The organism is Actinoplanes sp. NPDC049681, assembly GCF_044465265.1.
In the GTDB taxonomy this organism is placed as follows: Bacteria; Actinomycetota; Actinomycetes; order Mycobacteriales; family Micromonosporaceae; genus Actinoplanes.
Window position 1 is genome coordinate 656,733 of sequence record NZ_JBITLP010000004.1, and the last position, 18,887, is coordinate 675,619.

An 18,887-nucleotide genomic window follows, 5' to 3' on the forward strand; every position below is an offset into this window, starting at 1 on the left:
CGGAGGCGGCCGCCTGCGATGGCGCGCCGTACCACCCGGCGGATGCCGATCTCTGTTTCCCGGCCGTTACGACGCTGTCCTTGGATCTGACACCCACCGCTACGGACCGCGCAACCCCCTGTAGTCACGCGATGGCGGGAGCCGGGTCCCTGTGACGATTCGGCGACGCGTGACCGGCGCCGTACCGCCCGTCGCCGGGCGCCGTTATGGTGGGACGGCCATGGCAAAGATCGTCAGCGTGCCCGCCCGTGCCGTCGTCGCGTACGGGGTCAATCCGACCGCCCGCCTCCTGCTGCGCCTCGGCGTGTCGCCGAACGCCGTGACCGTCGCCGGCACCGTCGGCGTGCTCGTCGGCTCGTGGTTCGGTGCCCAGGGAATGCTGTTCTGGGGCACGGTGATCGTGACGGCCTGCGCGCTGACCGACGCGCTCGACGGCACGATGGCGCGCATGCGCGGCCCGTCCGGCCAGTTCGGGGCGCTGCTCGACTCCTCCATGGACCGCATCGCCGACGGCGCCGTCTTCGCGGCCGTCGTCTACTACCTCGCCACCGAGGGCAACCCGTACGGCGGCGTCTGGGCGGCTCTGCTCTGCCTGGTGGGCGGGCAGGTCGTCTCCTACGTCAAGGCGCGGGCGCAGAGCCTCGGGCTGAACGCCGACGTCGGCATCGCCGAACGCCTCGAGCGCCTGGTCATCCTCGGCATCGGCGGCCTTCTCGGCGCCGCCGGCCTGACGTGGGGGCTGCCGGCCGCGCTCTGGATCCTCTCGGTGCTCTCCGTGATCACCGTCCTCCAACGGCTGATCCACGCCGCCCGGTCCGACCGGCCCGGCGCCGCGCCGCCGGCTCCCGTCGCGCCGGCCGGGGAGGCACCGTGAAGGACCGGCTCACCGAGCTCGGCTACGCCGCCGGCTGGCGGATCGTCCGGATGATGCCGCTGCGCGCCGCCCGGGCGATCTTCGACACCGCCGCCGACCGGGCCGCCCGCGGCAACGGCCCCGGCACCCAGCGGCTGCGCCGCAACCTGCGGCAGGTGGTCGGTCCCGGCATGAGTGAGCAGGAGCTCGACGAGCTGGTACGGGCGGGGTTGCGCTCGTACGCCCGCTACTGGCTGGAGGCCTTCCGGCTGCCCTCGCAGTCCCGGGAGCAGTTCCTCGCCGGCTTCCACCTCGAGCAGGCGGACGAGCTGCACGCCGTCCTGGCGGAGGGCCGGGGCATGATCCTGGCCCTGCCCCACGTCGGCAACTGGGACGCCGCCGCGGCGTGGCTGGTCTCCAGCGGCCACAAGATGATCACCGTTGCGGAGCGGCTCAAGCCCGAGGGGCTGTTCGAGCGCTTCGTGGCGTACCGGGAGAAGCTCGGCATGGAGGTCGTTCCCCTCACCGGGGGGCAGCGGGCGCCGCTCGACGTGCTCGCCGAGAAGGCGACCCAGGGCTATGCCGTCGCCCTGCTCGCCGACCGTGACCTGTCGGCACGCGGCGTGGAGGTGGAGTTCTTCGGGGGGCGCACCCGGATGCCGCCGGGGCCGGCGCTGCTGGCGCTGCGTACGGGAGCCCCCCTCTACGCCGCCGACCTGTGGTACTCCGAGACCCGGACCGAGGCGCGGATCCGCCGGATCGAGCCCGCCACCGAGGGCGCCCTGGACGTACGGGTCAGAGACACCACCCAGAGGATCGCCGACGCGTTCGAGGTCGGCATCGCCGAGCACCCGCAGGACTGGCACATGCTCCAGAAGTTGTGGCTCAACCAGAGCGCACGGGTCTGAGAGGCGGGGCAGCGTGCGGATCGGGATCGTCTCGCCGTACTCCTTCGACGTACCCGGCGGCGTGCAGAACCACATCGTGGACCTGGCGGAGGCGCTGATCGGCCTCGGTCACGAGGTGAGCGTGCTGGCCCCCGCCGACGAGGACGCCGAGCTCCCGCCGTACGTGGTGCCCGCCGGGCGGGCGCTGCCGCTGCCGTACAACGGCTCGGTCGCGCGGATCGCCTTCGGGCCGGTCTCCACCGCCCGGGTGCGGCGCTGGCTGGCCCGCGGCAAGTTCGACGTGCTGCACGTCCACGAGCCGATGACGCTGAGCCTCTCGTTGCTGGCGGTGCTCTCCGCGCGCGGGCCGGTCGTCGCCACCTTCCACACCGCCATGACGCGCTCGCGCGCGCTCTCCGCCGCCCAAGGTCTGCTGCAGCTCGTCGTCGAGAAGATCACCGCGCGCATCGCGGTGAGCGAGCTGGCCCGCAAGGTGCAGGTCGAGCACCTGGGCGGCGGCGCGGTCGAGATCCCGAACGGCGTCGCCGTGGCGAAGTTCGCCGCCGCCGAGCCGCTGCCGGGGTGGCCCGGCGAGGGCGGCACGCTCGGCTTCCTGGGCCGCTTCACCGAGCCGCGCAAGGGTTTCGAGCTGCTGCGGTCGGCGTTCGTGACGCTGGCCCGCGAGCGCCAGGGCCTGCGCCTGCTGGTGGCCGGTCCCGGTGATCGCGATGATCTGTACGACGACATCCCCGCCGATCTGCGTCCCCGCGTGGAGTTCTTGGGCCTGGTCAGCGAGGCGGACAAGGCCCGGATGCTGCGCAGCGTGGACGTCTACGTGGCGCCGAACACGGGCGGTGAGTCGTTCGGCATGATCCTCACCGAGGCGATGGCGGCCGGCGCCGCGATCGCCGCCAGCGACCTCGACGCCTTCCGCCGGGTCCTCGACGGCGGCCGGGCCGGGGCGTTGTTCCCGACCGGTGACGCGGCGGCGCTGACGAGCCTGCTCGGTGAGCTCCTGGACGATCCCCGTCGTCGCTCAGAGCTGGCCGAGTGTGCACACACAGTAGTCAAGGCGTTCGACTGGCCCAGCGTGGCCCAACGGGTGCTCGAGGTGTACGCCACGGCGATCGAGGCGACGGACGGGCGGGTTTTCGACGAAGAGTGGGCCGAACCACGGTCCGGGACGTGACTCTCCGACACGATCAGGCACTACGATGCCCGGCATGTGGTGGGTCTCCGGTGTGTTCGCGGTCGTCGCTCTGCTGGCGGCGTACCTCGCCTGGACGGCGCACCGCGTCGAGCGGGTGCACGTCCGCGCCCAGTCGGCCGCCCGCGCCCTCGACGCGCACCTCGTGCGCCGGGCCGCCGCCGCGGCCGTGGTCGCCGAGCAGACCGACTTCGTGGAGCTGTACGCAGCGGCCCGGCTCGCGCTCGACGCCGCGCCGGACGAGCGCGAGGCGGCCGAGAACGACCTGACCCGTCAGCTGCAAGCCGCGTCGCTCAGCGGCGCCAATCCGGCCACCGTCACGCTCGTGGCCACCAGCCGCCGGGTCGTCCTGGCCCGCCAGGTGCACACCGACCTGGTCCGCGACGCGCTCACCGCCCGGCGCCGCCCGCTGGTGCGCCTGCTGCGCATGGCCCGGCGCTACGAGCGGCCGCGATACTTCGAGATCGTCGACCCGACCCTGCCGCTGCTGGTGGCGCCGCGTCCGGCCGAGGCCGCCGGCCTGCGCATCCCGGCGGCCTGAACAGCGGCGAGCAGGCCACCGAGGGGGCGATTGGCCATCGGCCGGCCCCCTTGCCGGGCGTAAAATCCCTCACGTAACCCGACCTCGTGAGGAGTCCAGGAACCGTGTCCGAGACCGCGCCCGACAGCCAGCCCACCACCGGTACCGCCCGCGTGAAGCGCGGTATGGCCGAGATGCTCAAGGGCGGTGTGATCATGGACGTGGTCACGCCGGAGCAGGCCAAGATCGCCGAGGACGCCGGCGCGGTCGCCGTCATGGCCCTCGAGCGGGTACCCGCCGACATCCGCGCCCAGGGCGGCGTGTCCCGGATGAGCGACCCCGACATGATCGACGGCATCATCAACGCCGTCTCGATCCCGGTCATGGCCAAGGCCCGCATCGGTCACTTCGTCGAGGCCCAGGTGCTCCAGTCGCTCGGCGTCGACTACATCGACGAGTCCGAGGTGCTGACCCCGGCCGACTACGCCAACCACATCGACAAGTGGGCGTTCACCGTCCCCTTCGTCTGCGGCGCCACCAACCTCGGCGAGGCCCTGCGCCGCATCACCGAGGGCGCGGCGATGATCCGCTCCAAGGGCGAGGCCGGCACCGGTGACGTCTCCAACGCCACCACCCACATGCGCACCATCCGGGGCGAGATCCGCCGGCTCACCTCCCTGGCGGAGGACGAGCTGTTCGTCGCCGCGAAGGAGCTCCAGGCGCCGTACGACCTGGTCAAGGAGGTGGCCGCCACGGGCAAGCTGCCCGTCGTCATGTTCACCGCGGGCGGCATCGCCACCCCGGCCGACGCGGCGATGATGATGCAGCTCGGCGCCGAGGGCGTGTTCGTCGGCTCCGGCATCTTCAAGTCGGGCAACCCGGCGCAGCGCGCGGCCGCCATCGTCAAGGCCACGACCTTCCACGACGACCCCGACGTGATCGCCAAGGTCTCCCGCGGCCTGGGCGAGGCCATGGTCGGCATCAACGTCGAGGAGATCCCGCAGCCGCACCGCCTCGCCGAGCGCGGTTGGTGAACCCTTCTTGTGCCGCGCCGGTCCCCGTGACCGGCGCGGCGTCGTGTGCGGAGGAAGAATGAACATCGGAGTGCTCGCCCTGCAGGGCGACGTCCGGGAGCACCTGAGCGCCCTCGCCGAGAGCGACGCCCTCGCGCGCCCGATCCGCCGGACCGAGGAGCTCGACGACGTCGACGCCCTCGTCATCCCCGGCGGCGAGTCCACGACCATGAGCAAGCTGGCCGTCACGTTCGGCCTGCTCGACCCGATCCGCAAGCGGATCGCCGACGGCATGCCCGTCTACGGCTCCTGCGCCGGCATGATCATGCTGGCCACGACCGTCCTCGACGGGCGGCCCGACCAGGAGTCCTTCGCCGGCATCGACATGACCGTGCGGCGCAACGCCTTCGGCCGGCAGGTCGACTCGTTCGAGGCCGCGGTCCGCATCGACGACGTGGAGGGCGGCGATTTCCACGCCGTCTTCATCCGCGCGCCGTGGGTCGAGGAGGTCGGCACCGACGTGCGGGTGCTGGGTCGCGTGGAGGACGGGGCCGCCGCCGGTAGGATTGTCGCCGTTCGGCAGGGGAACCTGCTCGCCACGGCTTTCCACCCGGAGCTCACCGGCGACCTCCGCGTCCACCGGTACTTCGTCGAGATGGTCCGCCACGCCGTAGACGCACGGTAGTACGACACGGAGGTTACTCATGTCCGGCCACTCAAAGTGGGCGACGACCAAGCACAAGAAGGCCGTCATCGACGCCAAGCGCGGCAAGATGTTCGCCAAGCTGATCAAGAACGTCGAGGTGGCGGCCCGCGTCGGCGGCGGTGACCCGGCCGGTAACCCCACGCTCTACGACGCCATCCAGAAGGCGAAGAAGAGCTCCGTCCCCAACGACAACATCGACCGGGCGGTCAAGCGCGGCTCCGGCCTCGAGGCCGGCGGTGCCGACTGGCAGACGATCATGTACGAGGGCTACGGCCCCAACGGCGTGGCGATGCTGATCGAGTGCCTCACCGACAACCGCAACCGCGCGGCGACCGAGGTCCGCACCGCGCTGACCCGCAACGGCGGCACCTTCGCTGACGCCGGCTCGGTGTCGTACCTGTTCAACCGCAAGGGCGTGGTGATCGTCCCCAAGGGCTCGCTCTCCGAGGACGACGTCATGCTCGCCGTCCTGGACGCGGGCGCCGAGGAGATCAACGACCTGGGCGACTCGTTCGAGGTGGTCAGCGAGCCGGGCGACCTGGTGGCGGTCCGCACCGCCCTGCAGGACGCCGGCATCGACTACGACTCGGCCGAGTCGTCGCTGGTGCCGACGATGACCGTGCCGGTCGACGAGGAGGCCGCCCGCAAGGTCTTCAAGCTGATCGACGTGCTCGAGGACTGCGACGACGTCCAGAACATCTTCGCCAACTTCGACGTCAGCGACGAGGTCATGGCGGCGCTCGACGCCTGAGAACGTCAGCTGGGAAGGGCCGCCCCGGGGCGGCCCTTTCTGCTATCCCGATCCGGACGCCTGCGACATGACCTGGATCAAGCCGCCGACGAGCAGGGCACCGCCGCCGAAGAGGCGGACATAGCGATGCCAGACGTGCCTTCGATACGCGTGCACCCAGGCGATCTCCGCCTCGGCCACGACGCCCGCCTCGTCGCGTACCGTCGTCGGCAGCAGCGGTGCGAGCTGCTGAGCGACCGTCGCCGGCGCCGGCCGGGCATATGCCGCCGGCGGCGGCAGGAATGCAACTTCGACGGGGTAGATCTGCTCCTCGCGCCACTGCTCGGTCCGTTTCGCCAGGCGGCGGACCAGATACTCGCCGCGCACGTCGCGGTGCCGCATCCGGCTCTCCCAGCGCAGGCGGCGCCAATGCCCGGCCACGTCGGTGAGCACGTCCATGGCCAGCGACGTCGCGGACCGGTCGCCGCCGCAGAGCCGCATCGCCTCCCGGTGCAGCAGCTCCAGGCGCGCGGCGACGAAAGCGATGAAGTCCGCCGGCGGCTCGTCGTCCATCGGCGGGAACAAGTACGCCACGATCCCATCGTGCGAGTGACGGCGCTCACCGCACAAGGGTTCGATGTGCGTGTGTCGCTCGAGGCACGCGGGGCTGCTCGTACTAGGGTGTCGAACACACGTCCGAGGAGAAGGGGGCGCTCGTGCGGGTGCTCGGCATCGACCCCGGCCTCACCCGGTGCGGCGTCGGGGTGGTCGAGGGTGAGCCCGGACGCCCCTGCAAGCTCGTCGGCTACTACGTCGTCTACACCGAGCCGGACGAGGACATCGCCCTGCGCCTGCTGCACCTCGACCGCTCGCTCGCCGAGCTCGTGGCCGAGCACCGGCCGGACAGCGTCGCGGTCGAGAGGGTCTTCAGCCAGCACAACACCCAGACCGTCACGGGTACGGCCCAAGCCAGCGGCATCGGCATCCTCGCCGGCGCGCGGGCGGGACTGCCGGTGCAGACGTACACGCCCAGCGAGGTCAAGGCGGCCGTGACCGGCTCCGGAACCGCCGGCAAGGCCCAGGTCACCAGCATGGTGACCCGCCTGCTCGGCCTGGACGGGCCGCCCCGCCCGGCCGACGCGGCCGACGCTCTCGCCATCGCCATCTGCCACATCTGGCGCGGCGGCACCCGCGCCCGCCTCCAGGCCGCCGCCGTGAAGGCCGCCGCCCGCACCTCTCGCAGGACAGGAGCCCGTTGATGATCGCCAGCGTGCGCGGTGTGGTCGCCGCGATCGCCCCGGACAGCGCCGTCATCGAGGTCGGCGGCGTCGGGCTCGCCGTGCAGTGCGCCCCCGGCACCCTCGCCGGGCTCCGGACCGGCACCAAGACCCGGCTCGCGACCAGCCTCGTCGTGCGCGAGGACTCGCTGACCCTCTACGGCTTCGCCGACGACGACGAGAAGCACCTGTTCGAGCTCCTCCAGACCGCCAGCGGCGTCGGCCCGCGCCTCGCCCAGGCCGTCCTCGCCGTGCACCAGCCCGAGGCCGTACGCCGAGCCATCTCCTCCGGCGACATCGCGACCCTGACCCGGGTCCCCGGCATCGGCAAGAAAGGCGCCGAACGCATGGTCCTGGAACTGCGCGACCGCATCGGCGCCGTCTCGACCGGCCCGGACGGCGTGGCCGGCACGCTCAGCGGCGGCTGGCAGGATCAGGTCCGCCAGGGCGTCCTCGCGCTCGGCTGGTCCACCCAGCAGGCCGACCAGGCGGTGGCCGCGATCGCCGAGACCCTCGACGGCGAGACGCCCCCGGTGCCCGTCCTGCTGCGGCAGGCCATCCGCCTGCTGGGCCGGACCCGATGACCGACGACCTGGTCTCCCCGTACGCGGAGGACGCCGACCTGGACGCGGAGGCCAGCGTCCGGCCCCGCCGCCTCGCCGACTTCATCGCCCAGCACCGCGTCCGCGACCAGCTGGAACTCCTCCTCAAGGGAGCGATGGGCCGCGGCACCCCACCCGACCACATCCTCCTCTCCGGGCCGCCCGGCTTGGGTAAGCCGGTGTCGGTGGACGCGCTCGTCCTGATGGCGGACGGCACCCGGCGCCGGCTGGGCGAGGTCGAAGCGGGTGACTTCGTGATCACCCGTACCGGAGACCCCGCCGAGGTGCAGGCGGTGCACGAGCAGGGTGAGCTCGACACCGTCCGGATCCGGACGGCGTCGGGCCGCGAGGTGGTCGCCGCGCCGGACCACCCGTTCTGGACGACCGGGGGTTGGGTCAAGGCCGGTGACCTCACCGTCGAGGACGTGGTCGCCAATGTGTTGTGCGCCGCCACCGTTGCCGATGGCACGGAGACGACCGACGAGTTCCGGCTGGCGGGTTATCTCGTCGGTGACGGGTGCACGAGCAACCAGGTGACGTTCACCGGCGGAGACCCCGCGGTGCTGGACGACTTCCGCGCGACCTGTGACCGCCTCGGCCATCGCTACACGACTCGTCCGAACTCTGCGCGCAGCTCCCTCATCCGGGTGTCCGACCTGAAGCCGTGGCTGCGCGAGACGGGGCTGCTCGACAAGACGGCGGGGACCAAGCGTGTCCCCGAGTTCGTGTATCGCGGTGACACCTGGCAGGTCAGCGCGTTCCTGGCGGCGTATTTCGCCTGCGACGGCACGGTGAGCCGGCGTGGGAGGGACCGCTACGACGTGGTGATCGAGTTCTACAGCGTCTCTCGGGGCCTGCTCGAGGACACGCAGCACCTGCTGCTTCGGCTCGGGATCCAGTCGCGCTTGAAGCTCGAGCGAGGGCGGTTTCAGGGCCGGCCGCACGAGTCCTGGCGGCTGAGCATCACCAGCCAGGATGATGCGGCCCGGTTCGTGGAGCGGGTGAGCCCGATCGGACAGCGCGGCGAACGGCTGCGGGAGTGGGCGCCCCGCCGCGACCGCTTCGACGAGGCACTGGCGCCCGACCGCGTCGTGTCGGTCGAGCCTGCCGGCTTGCACGAGTGCCGCTGTCTCACGGTGGCCGGTGATCACACCTTCACCGTGAACGACCTCGTCGTGCACAACACGACGCTGGCGAACATCGTCGCGGCCGAGCTGGGCACCGGGATCCGGACGACCAGCGGCCCGGTGATCGAGCGGTCCGGGGACCTCGCGGCGATCCTGACCGGCCTGGCCGAGGGCGACGTGCTCTTCATCGACGAGATCCACCGGATCGCCAAGCCGGCCGAGGAGCTGCTCTACAGCGCCATGGAGGACTTCCGGGTCGACGTGGTGGTGGGCAAGGGCCCGGGCGCCACCGCGATCCCGCTGGACGTCGAGCCGTTCACCCTGGTCGGGGCCACGACCCGGGCCGGGTTGCTGTCCGGGCCGATGCGGGACCGGTTCGGGTTCGTCGCCCACCTGGACTTCTACTCGCCCGCCGATCTCGATGCGCTGCTGCACCGGTCGGCGCGGATCCTCGGGGTGCCGATCACGCCCGAGGGTGCGGCGGAGATCGCCGGGCGGTCGCGGGGCACCCCTCGCATCGCCAACCGGCTGCTGCGGCGGGTGCGGGACTACGCCGAGGTGCGTGGCGACGGGATCGTCGACGAACAGACCGCGAAGGCCGCCCTCACCGTGTACGACGTGGACCAGCTCGGCCTGGACCGGCTGGACCGCGCGGTGCTGCGAGCGCTCGTCGACTCGTTCCGGGGTGGTCCGGTCGGCCTGTCGACGCTGGCCGTGGCGGTGGGGGAGCAGTCCGACACCGTCGAGGAGATGTGCGAGCCTTTCCTGGTCAGGGCCGGTCTGCTCGCGCGTACGCCGCGGGGCCGGGTCGCCACGGATGCGGGCTGGCGCCACCTCGGCAGGACGCCGCCGGAGGGCCGGCCCGGGATGCCGCAGCAGCCCGACCTGTTCGCGCGGGACGAGGATTCCTCCCCGTAATGTGAACGTGACGTGTGCCGCTCCGTGACTTCCCAGTAAGAGGGATTAGACTCGCCGCCGTCCAGCGGGATGTATATATCGCCACACCGCGCGCGCCGAGCCGCGGCGGTGGCCCCACGGAAGGTTCTTCCACGTGTTCTACGCAGCTCCGCAGCAGGGTGGCGGCAGTTTCATGCCACTGCTGCTGATCGTCCTGCTTTTCGGCGTCATGTATTTCATGATGATCCGCCCGCAGCAGAAGCGGCGCCGTGAGGCGCAGGCCATGCAGTCGGCGCTGGGTCCCGGCGACGAGATCGTGACCATCGGCGGCCTGCACGCCACGGTCGTCGCGGTCGACGACGAGGTCGTCACGGTGGAGATCGCGCCCGGCGTCAACGCCCGTTTCGCGCGGCCCGCCATCGCCCGGGTGGCCAGGCAGGAGTCCGTGGACCTGGCCGAGGAGCCCGTCGTGGCGGAGCCGGTGGCCGAGGAGCCGGTGCAGAGCCCGGTCGTCGAGACCCGCAAGAACAAGGACTGACGTTCCGTGGCCCGCCGCCGGCGGGCCACGGCGTCGCGGATTGGCAACGGGCCGCGGGGCGGGGCACCCGGACGGCCCGTTGTTGTGAATAATCGTCGCCGGGCAAATCGGCCGGAAGTCCTCTGCCGGTCCGGCGCCGCATGCCCCGCCCTTTCCCCACCTGCGGCCGCGCTCCCGCGGCAGCTCTCAGCACGAGGAGATCGACAGTCGTGGCACGACCACCACAGGGACAACCGCATCCCGGGCGGCAACTCGCCGTGCTCGGTCTCCTCTTCGCGATCCTCTACGTGCTGGTGTTCTGGGGCCCCGGCACCAAGGGGCTCGGCTATCAGGACCGCCTGCACCCGAAGCTCGGCCTGGACCTGATCGGCGGCACCCAGGCGACGTACGTCGCCTCGCTGGCCAACGGTCAGGCGCCGAGCCGGGAGAGCATGGAGGAGTCCCGGAAGATCATCGACCAGCGGGTCAACGCGCTGGGCGTCGCCGAGGCCGAGGTCGTCGTCGAGGGCAACCGCAACATCGTGGTGTCCGTCGCCGGTGAGGCGAACGACCAGCTCAAGAACGTCGGCCAGGCGGCGCAGATGCGCTTCCGCAAGGTGCTCAAGGCGACCGGCGACACGGCGGCCGTGGCGGTGAACCCGCCCGCGGTCACGCCGAGCGCGGCCCCGAGCGGCAGCGCGGCGCCGAAGCCGAGCGCCTCGGCGGGCAAGAAGGCGCCGGCCGTCACGGGCAGCGCCACGCCGGCGAAGTCGACCGGCGGCCAGGGCGGCGGCGAGCGGGCTCCCGCGCCGAGCGCCAGCGCGTCCGCCCCGGCGGCGGCACCGTCCGCCCAGCCGGCCCCGGCACCGTCCGCGTCGGCGGCCGTACCGGTCACCGCGGACATCAAGGAGCGGCGCGCCGCGATCGAGAAGAAGGTCGGGGCCGAAGCGTGGGCCGCGGCCGAGAAGCTCACCGACCCGGTGGACCTGTCCAGCAATCCCAAGGCCGGGCTGCCGTTCAAGGCGTTCAGCACGCTCAGCGGCGACGAGGTCAACGCGCTGACCCCGGAAATGCAGTTCAACGTACCGACGATCAGCTGCGAGCAGCTCGACAAGCGGCCGGCCGGCGCGATCGACAACGAGAAGTCCAAGGTCGTCGCCTGCCAGAGCGGCGCGAAGATGTACCTCGACGTCGCCAAGGTGGTCGGCACGGACATCGACACCGCGACGCCGCAGCTGGACCAGCAGCAGGGGCAGTGGGTCGTTTCCCTGGACTTCAAGAGCGAAGGCCAGAGCAAGTGGACGGCGCTGACGCGCGAGGCGTTCCAGCCCGCTTCCAACGACACCTGCCTGACCGCCGCCCAGGCGCTGTCGACGGGTGCCACGCACTGCCTGGTGGCCGTGGTCCTCGACAAGGAGGTCATCTCGGCGCCGGAGATCCAGGGCGTGCTCAGCGGCCAGTCGCAGATCACCGGCCAGTTCGACGCCGCCTCGGCGCGACAGCTCGCCGACCAGATCAAGTACGGCGCCCTGCCGGTCACCTTCGAGCCGGGCACCACCCAGACGGTCTCCGCGACGCTGGGCATCGCGCAGCTCCAGGCAGGTCTGATCGCCGCCGCGATCGGCATGGGCCTGGTGGCGATCTACGCGTTCTTCTACTACCGCCTGCTGGGCTCGGTGATCTTCCTGAGCCTGCTGCTGTCCGGTCTGCTGACCTTCGGCGCGCTGGTCGTGCTCGGCCGCACCACGGGCTTCACGCTGACGCTCGCCGGCATCGCGGGTTTCATCGTGTCCCTCGGTGTGGCAGCCGACTCGTTCGTCATCTACTTCGAACGTCTCAAGGACGAGATCCACGAGGGGCGCAGCGCTCGTAGCGCCGTACCCCGGGCGTGGGCGCGTGCGCGGCGTACCATCATCTCCGCCAACACCATCACCATCATGGCGGCCTTGGTGCTGTACATCGTGTCGATCGGCGCGGTGCGGGGCTTCGCGTTCGCGCTGGGCCTCTCCACGGTGCTGGACCTCGTCGTGGTGTTCCTCTTCCGCCACCCGATCATGACGATGTTCGCGAACACGAAGGCGTTCCTGTCGCCGCGGGTCAGCGGCCTCGGCCGCGCCCTGAAGCGGACCCCGACCGAGAAGGAGGCCTGACATGGCCAAGGGCCTTGCCGAACGCCTCTACATGGGCGAGGCGAACCTCAACATCGTCGGCCGCCGCAAGATGTGGTTCGCCATCGCCGGCGCGCTGGTGGTCCTCGCCATCGGCAGCTTCCTGATCCGGGGCTTCGAGCTCGGCATCGAGTTCTCCGGCGGCACGCAGTTCGTGCTGCCGGCGAGCGTCGGCAGCGCCGAGCGGGCGCACGACGCCGTCGAGAAGGCGGTGACCACCGCGGGCGTCGCCGAGAAGGCGAACGTCGGCGCGGCGCAGCAGGTCGGCTCCGGCGGTTCCGAGACCTACAACGTCCGGACCGCCGCGCTGAAGCAGGACGAGGCGAACGCGGTGAAGGACGCGCTCGTCAAGGATCTGGGCGTGCCCGCCGAGAAGATCAGCGACGACCGGGTCTCCGCCGCCTGGGGTGGCCAGGTCACCCAGCAGGCGCTGCTCGGTCTCGGCATCTTCCTGGTGCTGGTGCTGGGCTATCTGGTGATCCGCTTCGAATGGCGGATGGCGGTCGCGGCGGTGTCGTCGCTGCTGCTCGACCTGGTGCTGACGGCCGGCGTCTATTCGCTGGTCGGCTTCGAGGTCACCCCCTCGACGGTGATCGGCTTCCTCACCATCCTCGGTTTCTCGCTGTACGACGTCGTCGTGGTGTTCGACAAGGTGCAGGAGAACACCCGCGGCATCACGGCCGGCAGCACGAGGACGTACAGCGAGGCCACCAACCTCGCGGTCAACCAGACCCTGATGCGGTCGATCAACACCGGCCTGGTGGCGCTGCTGCCCGTCGGTGGCCTGCTCTTCATCGGCGCCGGCCTGCTCGGTGCCGGCACGCTGAAGGACCTCGGCCTGGTCCTGTTCGTCGGCATGGGCCTCGGCGTGCTCTCCTCGATCGTGTTCGCCTCGCCGATGCTGGCCGCGCTCAAGGACCAGGAGCCGCGGATCAAGTCGCACAACGCCCGCGTGCTGAACCGCCGTGCGGCGGCCCGCTCCGGCGACGTCGCCCGGGGCGAGCGGGGCCGTGCCGCCAACGTGACCGCCTCCGACGAGGTTCCGGCGCTGGCCGGCAGCACGCCCGGCACGCCGCGTCCGGGTTCGCGCCCCGCCGGCAAGCGCGGCTCGAACCGTGGCGGTGGCGCGGGCAACCGCCCGAGCGGCGGCCAGAAGCGCCGCTGAGCATCGCGGGACGGCCCGCCACCGGCGTCGGTGGCGGGCCGTCGCCATGTCTAGGCTGTGCCACGTGACGTTTACTGCTGCACAGGTACGCGGGGACAGCGGCCCGGAGATGGCGGCGCTGGTCGCCGCCCAGGTCGTGGACGTGCCCGACTTCCCCAAGCCCGGCATCGCGTTCAAGGACCTGACGCCGCTGTTCGCCGACGGCCCGGCGTTCCGCGAGGTCGTCGAGGGGATCGTGGCCCACCACGGCGCGGACTCCTTCGATGTCGTGGCCGGCATCGAGGCGCGCGGGTTCGTGCTCGCCGCGGCCATCGCGTACGCCACCGGCACGGGCGTCGTCCCGATCCGCAAGGCCGGCAAGCTGCCCCGGGAGACGTTCTCCGCCTCGTACGCGCTGGAGTACGGCGAGGCGACGCTGGAGGTGCACCGGGACGCGTTCGGGGCCGGGCAACGTGTGCTGGTGGTCGACGACGTGCTCGCCACCGGGGGGACCGCCGGGGCGGCCCTGGACCTCGTCGAACGGGCCGGCGGCGCGATCGCCGGCTTCACGGTGGTGATGGAGCTGGGGTTCCTGAAGGGGCGGGAGCGGCTCGAGTCGCGTCCTGTGCATGCCCTGCTGACCGTTTGATACCTTTCGCCGGTCATAGCGGAACTCTTTCGGACTTTCGGGCCGGGCCATCGGGGAACCCTGGGCGGGTAGGATGGCGTTTCCAATCAGGTGAGCAGTAGCGACGTGAGGAGGCCGGTGTCCAGCGACGTCGCCCCTCCGACGGAGGGCACGGTGCAGCCGACCGACGCGACCAGGGCTTCCACCACGCCGCCGAGCGACTCGGCGGCGGCGAAGTCCGACGCAGCTTCACCGACCAAGCCCGGCGCGGCCCCGAACGGGGTGGCCGCGGGTGAGAAGTCGTCCCAGTGCCCGGCCGCGGCCGGTAAGGAAACCCCGGCCGCGGGCGCCGCAGCTAACGGCGCCGCGCCCGCGCGTGCGGCCGCCGACGGCAAGGGCCCACGGCCGGACGTCCGGCCGGCCCCGATCGATGCCGAGGCCACCCAGCCGCTGACGCCGGGCGACGATTCCGCCGGCGGTTTCGGCCTCGCGAGCGCCCCGACCGGGCGGCGGGTGCGGGCGCGCCTGGCGCGGTTCAACGCGCCGTGGCAGAGCACCCAGGTCAGCGAGGTTCTCGAGCCGCTGATCGCGACGCACCGCGCCAGCCACCCGAAGGCCGACGGCCGGGCGTTGCAGCGTGCGTTCGACGTCGCCGCACGCTGGCACTCGGGGCAGTATCGCAAGTCCGGCGACCCGTACATCACCCATCCGCTCGCGGTCGCCACGATCCTGGCGAACCTGGGGATGGACACCACCACGCTGGTGGCGGCGCTGCTGCACGACACCATCGAGGACACCGACTACGGGCTGGACCAGATGCGCGCCGACTTCGGCGGCGAGGTCGCGTTGCTCGTCGACGGCGTGACGAAGCTCGACCGGGTCAAGCTCGGCGACGCCGCCAAGGCAGAGACCATCCGCAAGATGGTCGTCGCGATGGCCAAGGACCCGCGGGTGCTGGTCATCAAGCTGGCCGACCGGCTGCACAACATGCGCACCCTGACCTTCTTGCCCCGCGCCAAGCAGGAGCAGAAGGCTAAGGAGACGCTGGAGATCCTGGCGCCGCTGGCCCACCGGCTCGGTATGAACACGATCAAGTGGGAGCTCGAGGACCTCGCCTTCGGCACGCTGTTCCCGAAGCGGTTCGAAGAGATCAACCGGCTGATCGGCGAGCACCAGCCGCAGCGCGAGGCACTGCTGCGGCAGGTGACCAACCGCGTCCAGCTGGATCTGAAGTCCGCGAAGATCAAGGCCGAGGTCACCGGACGGCCGAAGCACCTCTACTCGATCTATCAGAAGATGATCGTGCGGGGCCGCGACTTCAACGACATCTACGACCTGGTCGGCGTGCGGATCCTGGTCGACACGGTGCGCGACTGCTACGCGGCGCTGGGCGTGATCCACGCCAACTGGCAGCCGGTGCCGGGCCGGTTCAAGGACTACATCGCGATGCCGAAGTTCAACATGTACCAGTCGTTGCACACGACGGTCATCGGGCCGACCGGCAAGCCGGTCGAGATGCAGATCCGCACGTTCGCCATGCACCGCACGGCGGAGTTCGGCATCGCCGCGCACTGGAAGTACAAGGAGCAGAAGGGCGCCACGATCGTGGGCCCGCCGGCGCACATCGACGAGATGACGTGGCTGCGCCAGCTGCTCGACTGGCAGCGCGAGGCGAGCGACCCCAGCGAGTTCCTGGACGCGCTGCGCTTCGACCTGTCCAGCCAGGAGGTGTACGTCTTCACGCCCAAGGGCGACGTCATCCCGCTGCCGACCGGTTCGACGCCGGTGGACTTCGCGTACGCGGTGCACACCGAGGTGGGCCACAAGACGATCGGCGCGCGGGTCAACGGCAAACTGGTGCCGCTGGAGTCGACGCTGTCCAACGGCGACGTCATCGAGATCTTCACGTCGAAGTCCGCGACGGCCGGCCCGACGCAGGACTGGCTCGGCTTCGTCAAGAGCCCGCGGGCGCGTACGAAGATCCGCCAGTTCTTCAACAAGGAGCGCCGCGAGGAGGCGATCGAGGCCGGCAAGGAGGCGATCGTCAAGGCGATGCGCAAGCAGGGCCTGCCCCTGCAGCGCATGCTGACCAGCGAGAACCTCACCACCATCGCCCGCGATCTGCATCTGGCGGACGTGTCCTCGCTGTACGCGGCCGTCGGCGAGAACACGGTCTCGGCGCAGTCGGTCGTGCAGAAGCTGGTGGCCGGCTTCGGCGGCGAGGAGGGCGCGGTCGAGGACATCGCCGAGACCGCCGTCGCCACCCGCCCGCCGCGCAACCGCAGCACCGCCAACGACCCCGGCGTCGTCGTCAAGGACGTCAGCGACGTGTGGGTGAAGCTCGCCCGCTGCTGCACCCCGGTGCCGGGCGACGCGGTCTTCGGCTTCGTCACCCGTTCCGGCGGCGTCAGCGTGCACCGCGAGGACTGTGCCAACGCCGAGGACCTGCGCGAGCAGAGCGAACGCGTGGTCGAGGTGAGCTGGAAGCCGACCTCGGCGTCGACGTTCCTGGTGGCGATCCAGGTGGAGGCGCTCGACCGGCACAAGCTGCTGGCCGACGTCACCCGGGTGCTGTCCGAGGAGCGGGTCAACATCCTGTCGGCGACGGTCACGACGACCCGGGACCGGGTGGCGGTCAGCCGCTTCACCTTCGAGATGGCCGACCCGAAGCACCTGGGACACCTGGTGGCCGCCGTGCGCAAGGTCGACGGTGTGTTCGACGCCTACCGGGTGACCTCGGGCGCCTGACGCGGAGACGACTGAGGGGCGGGCCCGTCCGGGCCCGCCCCTCAGCAACCGGTGATCAGGCGGCGCTCATCGTCAGCGTCTTGATGTCGACTTCCTTCTTCGGGTGGCCGTCACCCTTGCCGTTGGCGTTGTCGCTGCCCGCCTTGGCGACACTCTCCACGATGTCCAGACCCTTGGTGATGGTGCCGAGGACCGTGTAGTCGGCGGGGAGGTCGGTGTCTTCGTACACGATGAAGAACTGGCTGCCGGTGGTGCTGGGAGCCTGGGTCTTGGCCATCGCGATCGTGCCCTTGGGGTACGCCGGCTTCGCGTTGGTGGGGAGGTTCTCCTCCGGGTACTTGAAGTTGGGGCCGCCCTGGCCGTCGGTGTCGCGGTAGCCCTTGCCCGAGGCGGAGGGGTCGCCGCACTGCAGCACCTTGATCCCCTCGGTGGTGAGCCGGTGGCACTTGGTGTTGTCCCAGAACTTCTTGCCGGCCAGGTACGTGAACGCCGCCCCGGTGCAGGGGGCCTTCGCGAGGTCCACCGTCGCCGTGATGGCGCCCAGGTTGGTGTCCATGGTCAGCGTGCTCTTGCCGGTGTTGGGCACGTTGGCCGGTGGCAGGCCGCCGGTGTCCTTGATCTTGGCGCCGCTGCTGCCGTCCTCCGGGATCCAGTTGCACGCCACGGTGCCGGGCGGCGGCGGCGGGGCCGCGGCCGGGGTCTTCTTGTCGTCGTCGTTGCCGAGTGCGGCCACGATCCAGACCGCCGCACCGGCGATCACGACGACCGCGAGGGCCGAGCCGATGACGGCCTGGCGCTGCCGGCGCTTCTTGGCAGCGGCGGCCCGCTCGGCCATCTCCTTCTCCAGGCGGGCCCGCGCCGCCGCGCGCTGCCTGTCCTTGATCGACGACACGGTGTTCCTCCTGATATGCCTGCGTGCGGTGAGGGGCTGCGGTCGGGTGCTCCGGAAAACTTAGGACTGACTGGACGCCGAGGGTGCCGCGGCCGACGGGGTCGCGACGGGTGCGGTGCCGGGCTCGCCGACGGTGATGCTCCGGACGGTGATCTTCTCCTTCGGCTTCACCTTGTCGCCCGCGTCGTTGGCCACGGTCGCGATCTTGCCGATCGCCGCGACCGTCTCCATGCCGCCGGTGACCTTGCCGACGATCGGGTACTGCGGGGCGCCCTTGGGCGTGAAGTCCTTGAAGAAGATGAGGAACTGGCTGCCGTTGGTGCCGGGCGGGTCGCCGATGAGCGCCACCGTGCCCTTCGGGTACACCGGCGCCGCAGGCTTCTTGGACGGGGCGGCCGAGGCGCTGGGGGTCGGCTCCGGCGCCGCCGGCAGGTTCTCGTTGTAGACGCTGTACGTCGGCCCGCCCTGACCCGTGCCGCTGGGGTCGCCGCAGCGGATCGCGCCCTCGGTCGTGATCTCGTGGCAGGTCGTGTTGTCGTAGAACTGCTTGCCCGCCAGGTAAGACAGGTCGGCCGCGCTGCACGGCGCGTTCGTCAGGTCGAGGCTCACCACGATCGGGGCGCCCTTGTCGGTGGTGATCGTCATCGGCCGGGTGCCCTCGGTGGGGATGCCGGAGGTCGGCGGCTCGCCGACGTCCTTGAGGCTCGTGTTCGACTCCGCGTTCTGCGTCGTCCACGCGCAGACGTCGGTGTCGCCGGCGGCGTCCGTCGTCTTGTCGTCGCCGTCGAACGCGCCGCCGAGCCAGGCGATGCCGCCCACGATGAGGATCAGGGCCACGGCCGCGCCGACCCCGGCCTGGATCTGCCGCCGCCTGCGCTCCCTGGCGGCCCGGCGGGCCAACTGGCGATCAAGCTTCTCCCGCGCCAGCTTCCGCGCCCGATCCTTGCTGGAGACCACCTAGGGCTTCCTTC

At 71.2% G+C, this 18,887-nt stretch carries 18 protein-coding genes and 1 pseudogene; 16 read left to right on the top strand and 3 right to left on the bottom strand.

Going from position 1 to position 18,887, the window contains the following annotated elements:
* Window positions 1-220 precede the first annotated feature (220 nt).
* The 7 genes from pgsA (at window position 221) to ACIBO8_RS17495 (ending at window position 5,937) form a co-directional block, all read left to right on the top strand.
* Window positions 221-874 (top strand): phosphatidylinositol phosphate synthase, encoded by a 654-nt coding sequence (gene pgsA, locus ACIBO8_RS17465; RefSeq protein WP_396116238.1) that lies wholly within the window; start codon window positions 221-223, stop codon window positions 872-874.
* Window positions 871-1,761, top strand: coding sequence for a phosphatidylinositol mannoside acyltransferase (locus tag ACIBO8_RS17470; protein WP_396116241.1), 891 nt, complete (start codon window positions 871-873; stop codon window positions 1,759-1,761). The genes pgsA and ACIBO8_RS17470 overlap by 4 nt, the downstream gene beginning before the upstream one ends.
* Window positions 1,762-1,774: 13 nt before the next feature.
* The gene (locus ACIBO8_RS17475; RefSeq protein ID WP_396116242.1) at window positions 1,775-2,929 is read left to right on the top strand and encodes a glycosyltransferase family 4 protein; all 1,155 of its coding nucleotides are present in this window, start codon (window positions 1,775-1,777) and stop codon (window positions 2,927-2,929) included.
* Between the two features lie 25 nt (window positions 2,930-2,954).
* Complete coding sequence (locus tag ACIBO8_RS17480) at window positions 2,955-3,488, top strand: hypothetical protein (protein WP_396116243.1); 534 nt, start codon at window positions 2,955-2,957, stop codon at window positions 3,486-3,488.
* A gap of 104 nt (window positions 3,489-3,592) precedes the next feature.
* Entirely contained in the window at window positions 3,593-4,501 is a 909-nt protein-coding gene (pdxS, locus tag ACIBO8_RS17485; RefSeq protein ID WP_396116244.1) for a pyridoxal 5'-phosphate synthase lyase subunit PdxS, read from the top strand.
* Between the two features lie 58 nt (window positions 4,502-4,559).
* Entirely contained in the window at window positions 4,560-5,165 is a 606-nt protein-coding gene (gene pdxT, locus ACIBO8_RS17490) for a pyridoxal 5'-phosphate synthase glutaminase subunit PdxT (protein WP_396116245.1), read from the top strand.
* A 19-nt stretch (window positions 5,166-5,184) separates the two neighbouring features.
* On the top strand, window positions 5,185-5,937 hold the full coding sequence (locus tag ACIBO8_RS17495; protein ID WP_396116246.1) for a YebC/PmpR family DNA-binding transcriptional regulator: 753 nt from the start codon (window positions 5,185-5,187) through the stop codon (window positions 5,935-5,937).
* 42 nt (window positions 5,938-5,979) lie between these two features.
* Here ACIBO8_RS17495 and ACIBO8_RS17500 read toward each other — a convergent pair whose 3' ends face one another.
* Complete coding sequence (locus tag ACIBO8_RS17500) at window positions 5,980-6,510, bottom strand: hypothetical protein (RefSeq protein ID WP_396116247.1); 531 nt, start codon at window positions 6,508-6,510, stop codon at window positions 5,980-5,982.
* 122 nt (window positions 6,511-6,632) lie between these two features.
* Here ACIBO8_RS17500 and ruvC point away from each other — a divergent pair, with 122 nt between their 5' ends.
* The 9 genes and pseudogenes from ruvC to ACIBO8_RS17545 all read left to right on the top strand — a co-directional run bounded on the left by ruvC (window position 6,633) and on the right by ACIBO8_RS17545 (window position 17,024).
* The gene (gene ruvC / locus ACIBO8_RS17505) at window positions 6,633-7,175 is read left to right on the top strand and encodes a crossover junction endodeoxyribonuclease RuvC (RefSeq protein WP_396116248.1); all 543 of its coding nucleotides are present in this window, start codon (window positions 6,633-6,635) and stop codon (window positions 7,173-7,175) included.
* Complete coding sequence (gene ruvA, locus ACIBO8_RS17510) at window positions 7,175-7,777, top strand: Holliday junction branch migration protein RuvA (RefSeq protein ID WP_396116249.1); 603 nt, start codon at window positions 7,175-7,177, stop codon at window positions 7,775-7,777. The genes ruvC and ruvA overlap by 1 nt, the downstream gene beginning before the upstream one ends.
* A pseudogene (locus ACIBO8_RS17515) lies at window positions 7,774-7,974 on the top strand (Holliday junction branch migration DNA helicase RuvB); the annotation flags it as partial. The gene ruvA and the pseudogene ACIBO8_RS17515, both read left to right, overlap by 4 nt.
* A 24-nt stretch (window positions 7,975-7,998) precedes the next feature.
* The gene (gene ruvB / locus ACIBO8_RS17520) at window positions 7,999-9,840 is read left to right on the top strand and encodes a Holliday junction branch migration DNA helicase RuvB (protein ID WP_396116399.1); all 1,842 of its coding nucleotides are present in this window, start codon (window positions 7,999-8,001) and stop codon (window positions 9,838-9,840) included.
* Window positions 9,841-9,973: 133 nt separating this feature from the next.
* The gene (gene yajC, locus ACIBO8_RS17525) at window positions 9,974-10,357 is read left to right on the top strand and encodes a preprotein translocase subunit YajC (protein ID WP_396116250.1); all 384 of its coding nucleotides are present in this window, start codon (window positions 9,974-9,976) and stop codon (window positions 10,355-10,357) included.
* Window positions 10,358-10,566: 209 nt separating this feature from the next.
* Window positions 10,567-12,486, top strand: a complete 1,920-nt coding sequence (secD, locus tag ACIBO8_RS17530) for a protein translocase subunit SecD (RefSeq protein ID WP_396116251.1) — start codon at window positions 10,567-10,569, stop codon at window positions 12,484-12,486.
* Window position 12,487: 1 nt separating this feature from the next.
* Complete coding sequence (secF, locus tag ACIBO8_RS17535; RefSeq protein ID WP_396116252.1) at window positions 12,488-13,669, top strand: protein translocase subunit SecF; 1,182 nt, start codon at window positions 12,488-12,490, stop codon at window positions 13,667-13,669.
* 109 nt (window positions 13,670-13,778) lie between these two features.
* Entirely contained in the window at window positions 13,779-14,297 is a 519-nt protein-coding gene (locus ACIBO8_RS17540) for an adenine phosphoribosyltransferase (RefSeq protein ID WP_396116400.1), read from the top strand.
* Between the two features lie 117 nt (window positions 14,298-14,414).
* Window positions 14,415-17,024, top strand: a complete 2,610-nt coding sequence (locus tag ACIBO8_RS17545) for a RelA/SpoT family protein (protein WP_396116253.1) — start codon at window positions 14,415-14,417, stop codon at window positions 17,022-17,024.
* A gap of 55 nt (window positions 17,025-17,079) precedes the next feature.
* Here the strand turns inward: ACIBO8_RS17545 and ACIBO8_RS17550 are convergent, their stop codons facing one another.
* The gene (locus ACIBO8_RS17550) at window positions 17,080-17,916 is read right to left on the bottom strand and encodes a peptidylprolyl isomerase (protein WP_396116254.1); all 837 of its coding nucleotides are present in this window, start codon (window positions 17,914-17,916) and stop codon (window positions 17,080-17,082) included.
* 60 nt (window positions 17,917-17,976) lie between these two features.
* Window positions 17,977-18,873: a peptidylprolyl isomerase gene (locus ACIBO8_RS17555; RefSeq protein WP_396116255.1), complete on the bottom strand. Its 897-nt coding sequence runs from the start codon at window positions 18,871-18,873 to the stop codon at window positions 17,977-17,979.
* Between the last annotated feature and the right edge of the window lie 14 nt (window positions 18,874-18,887).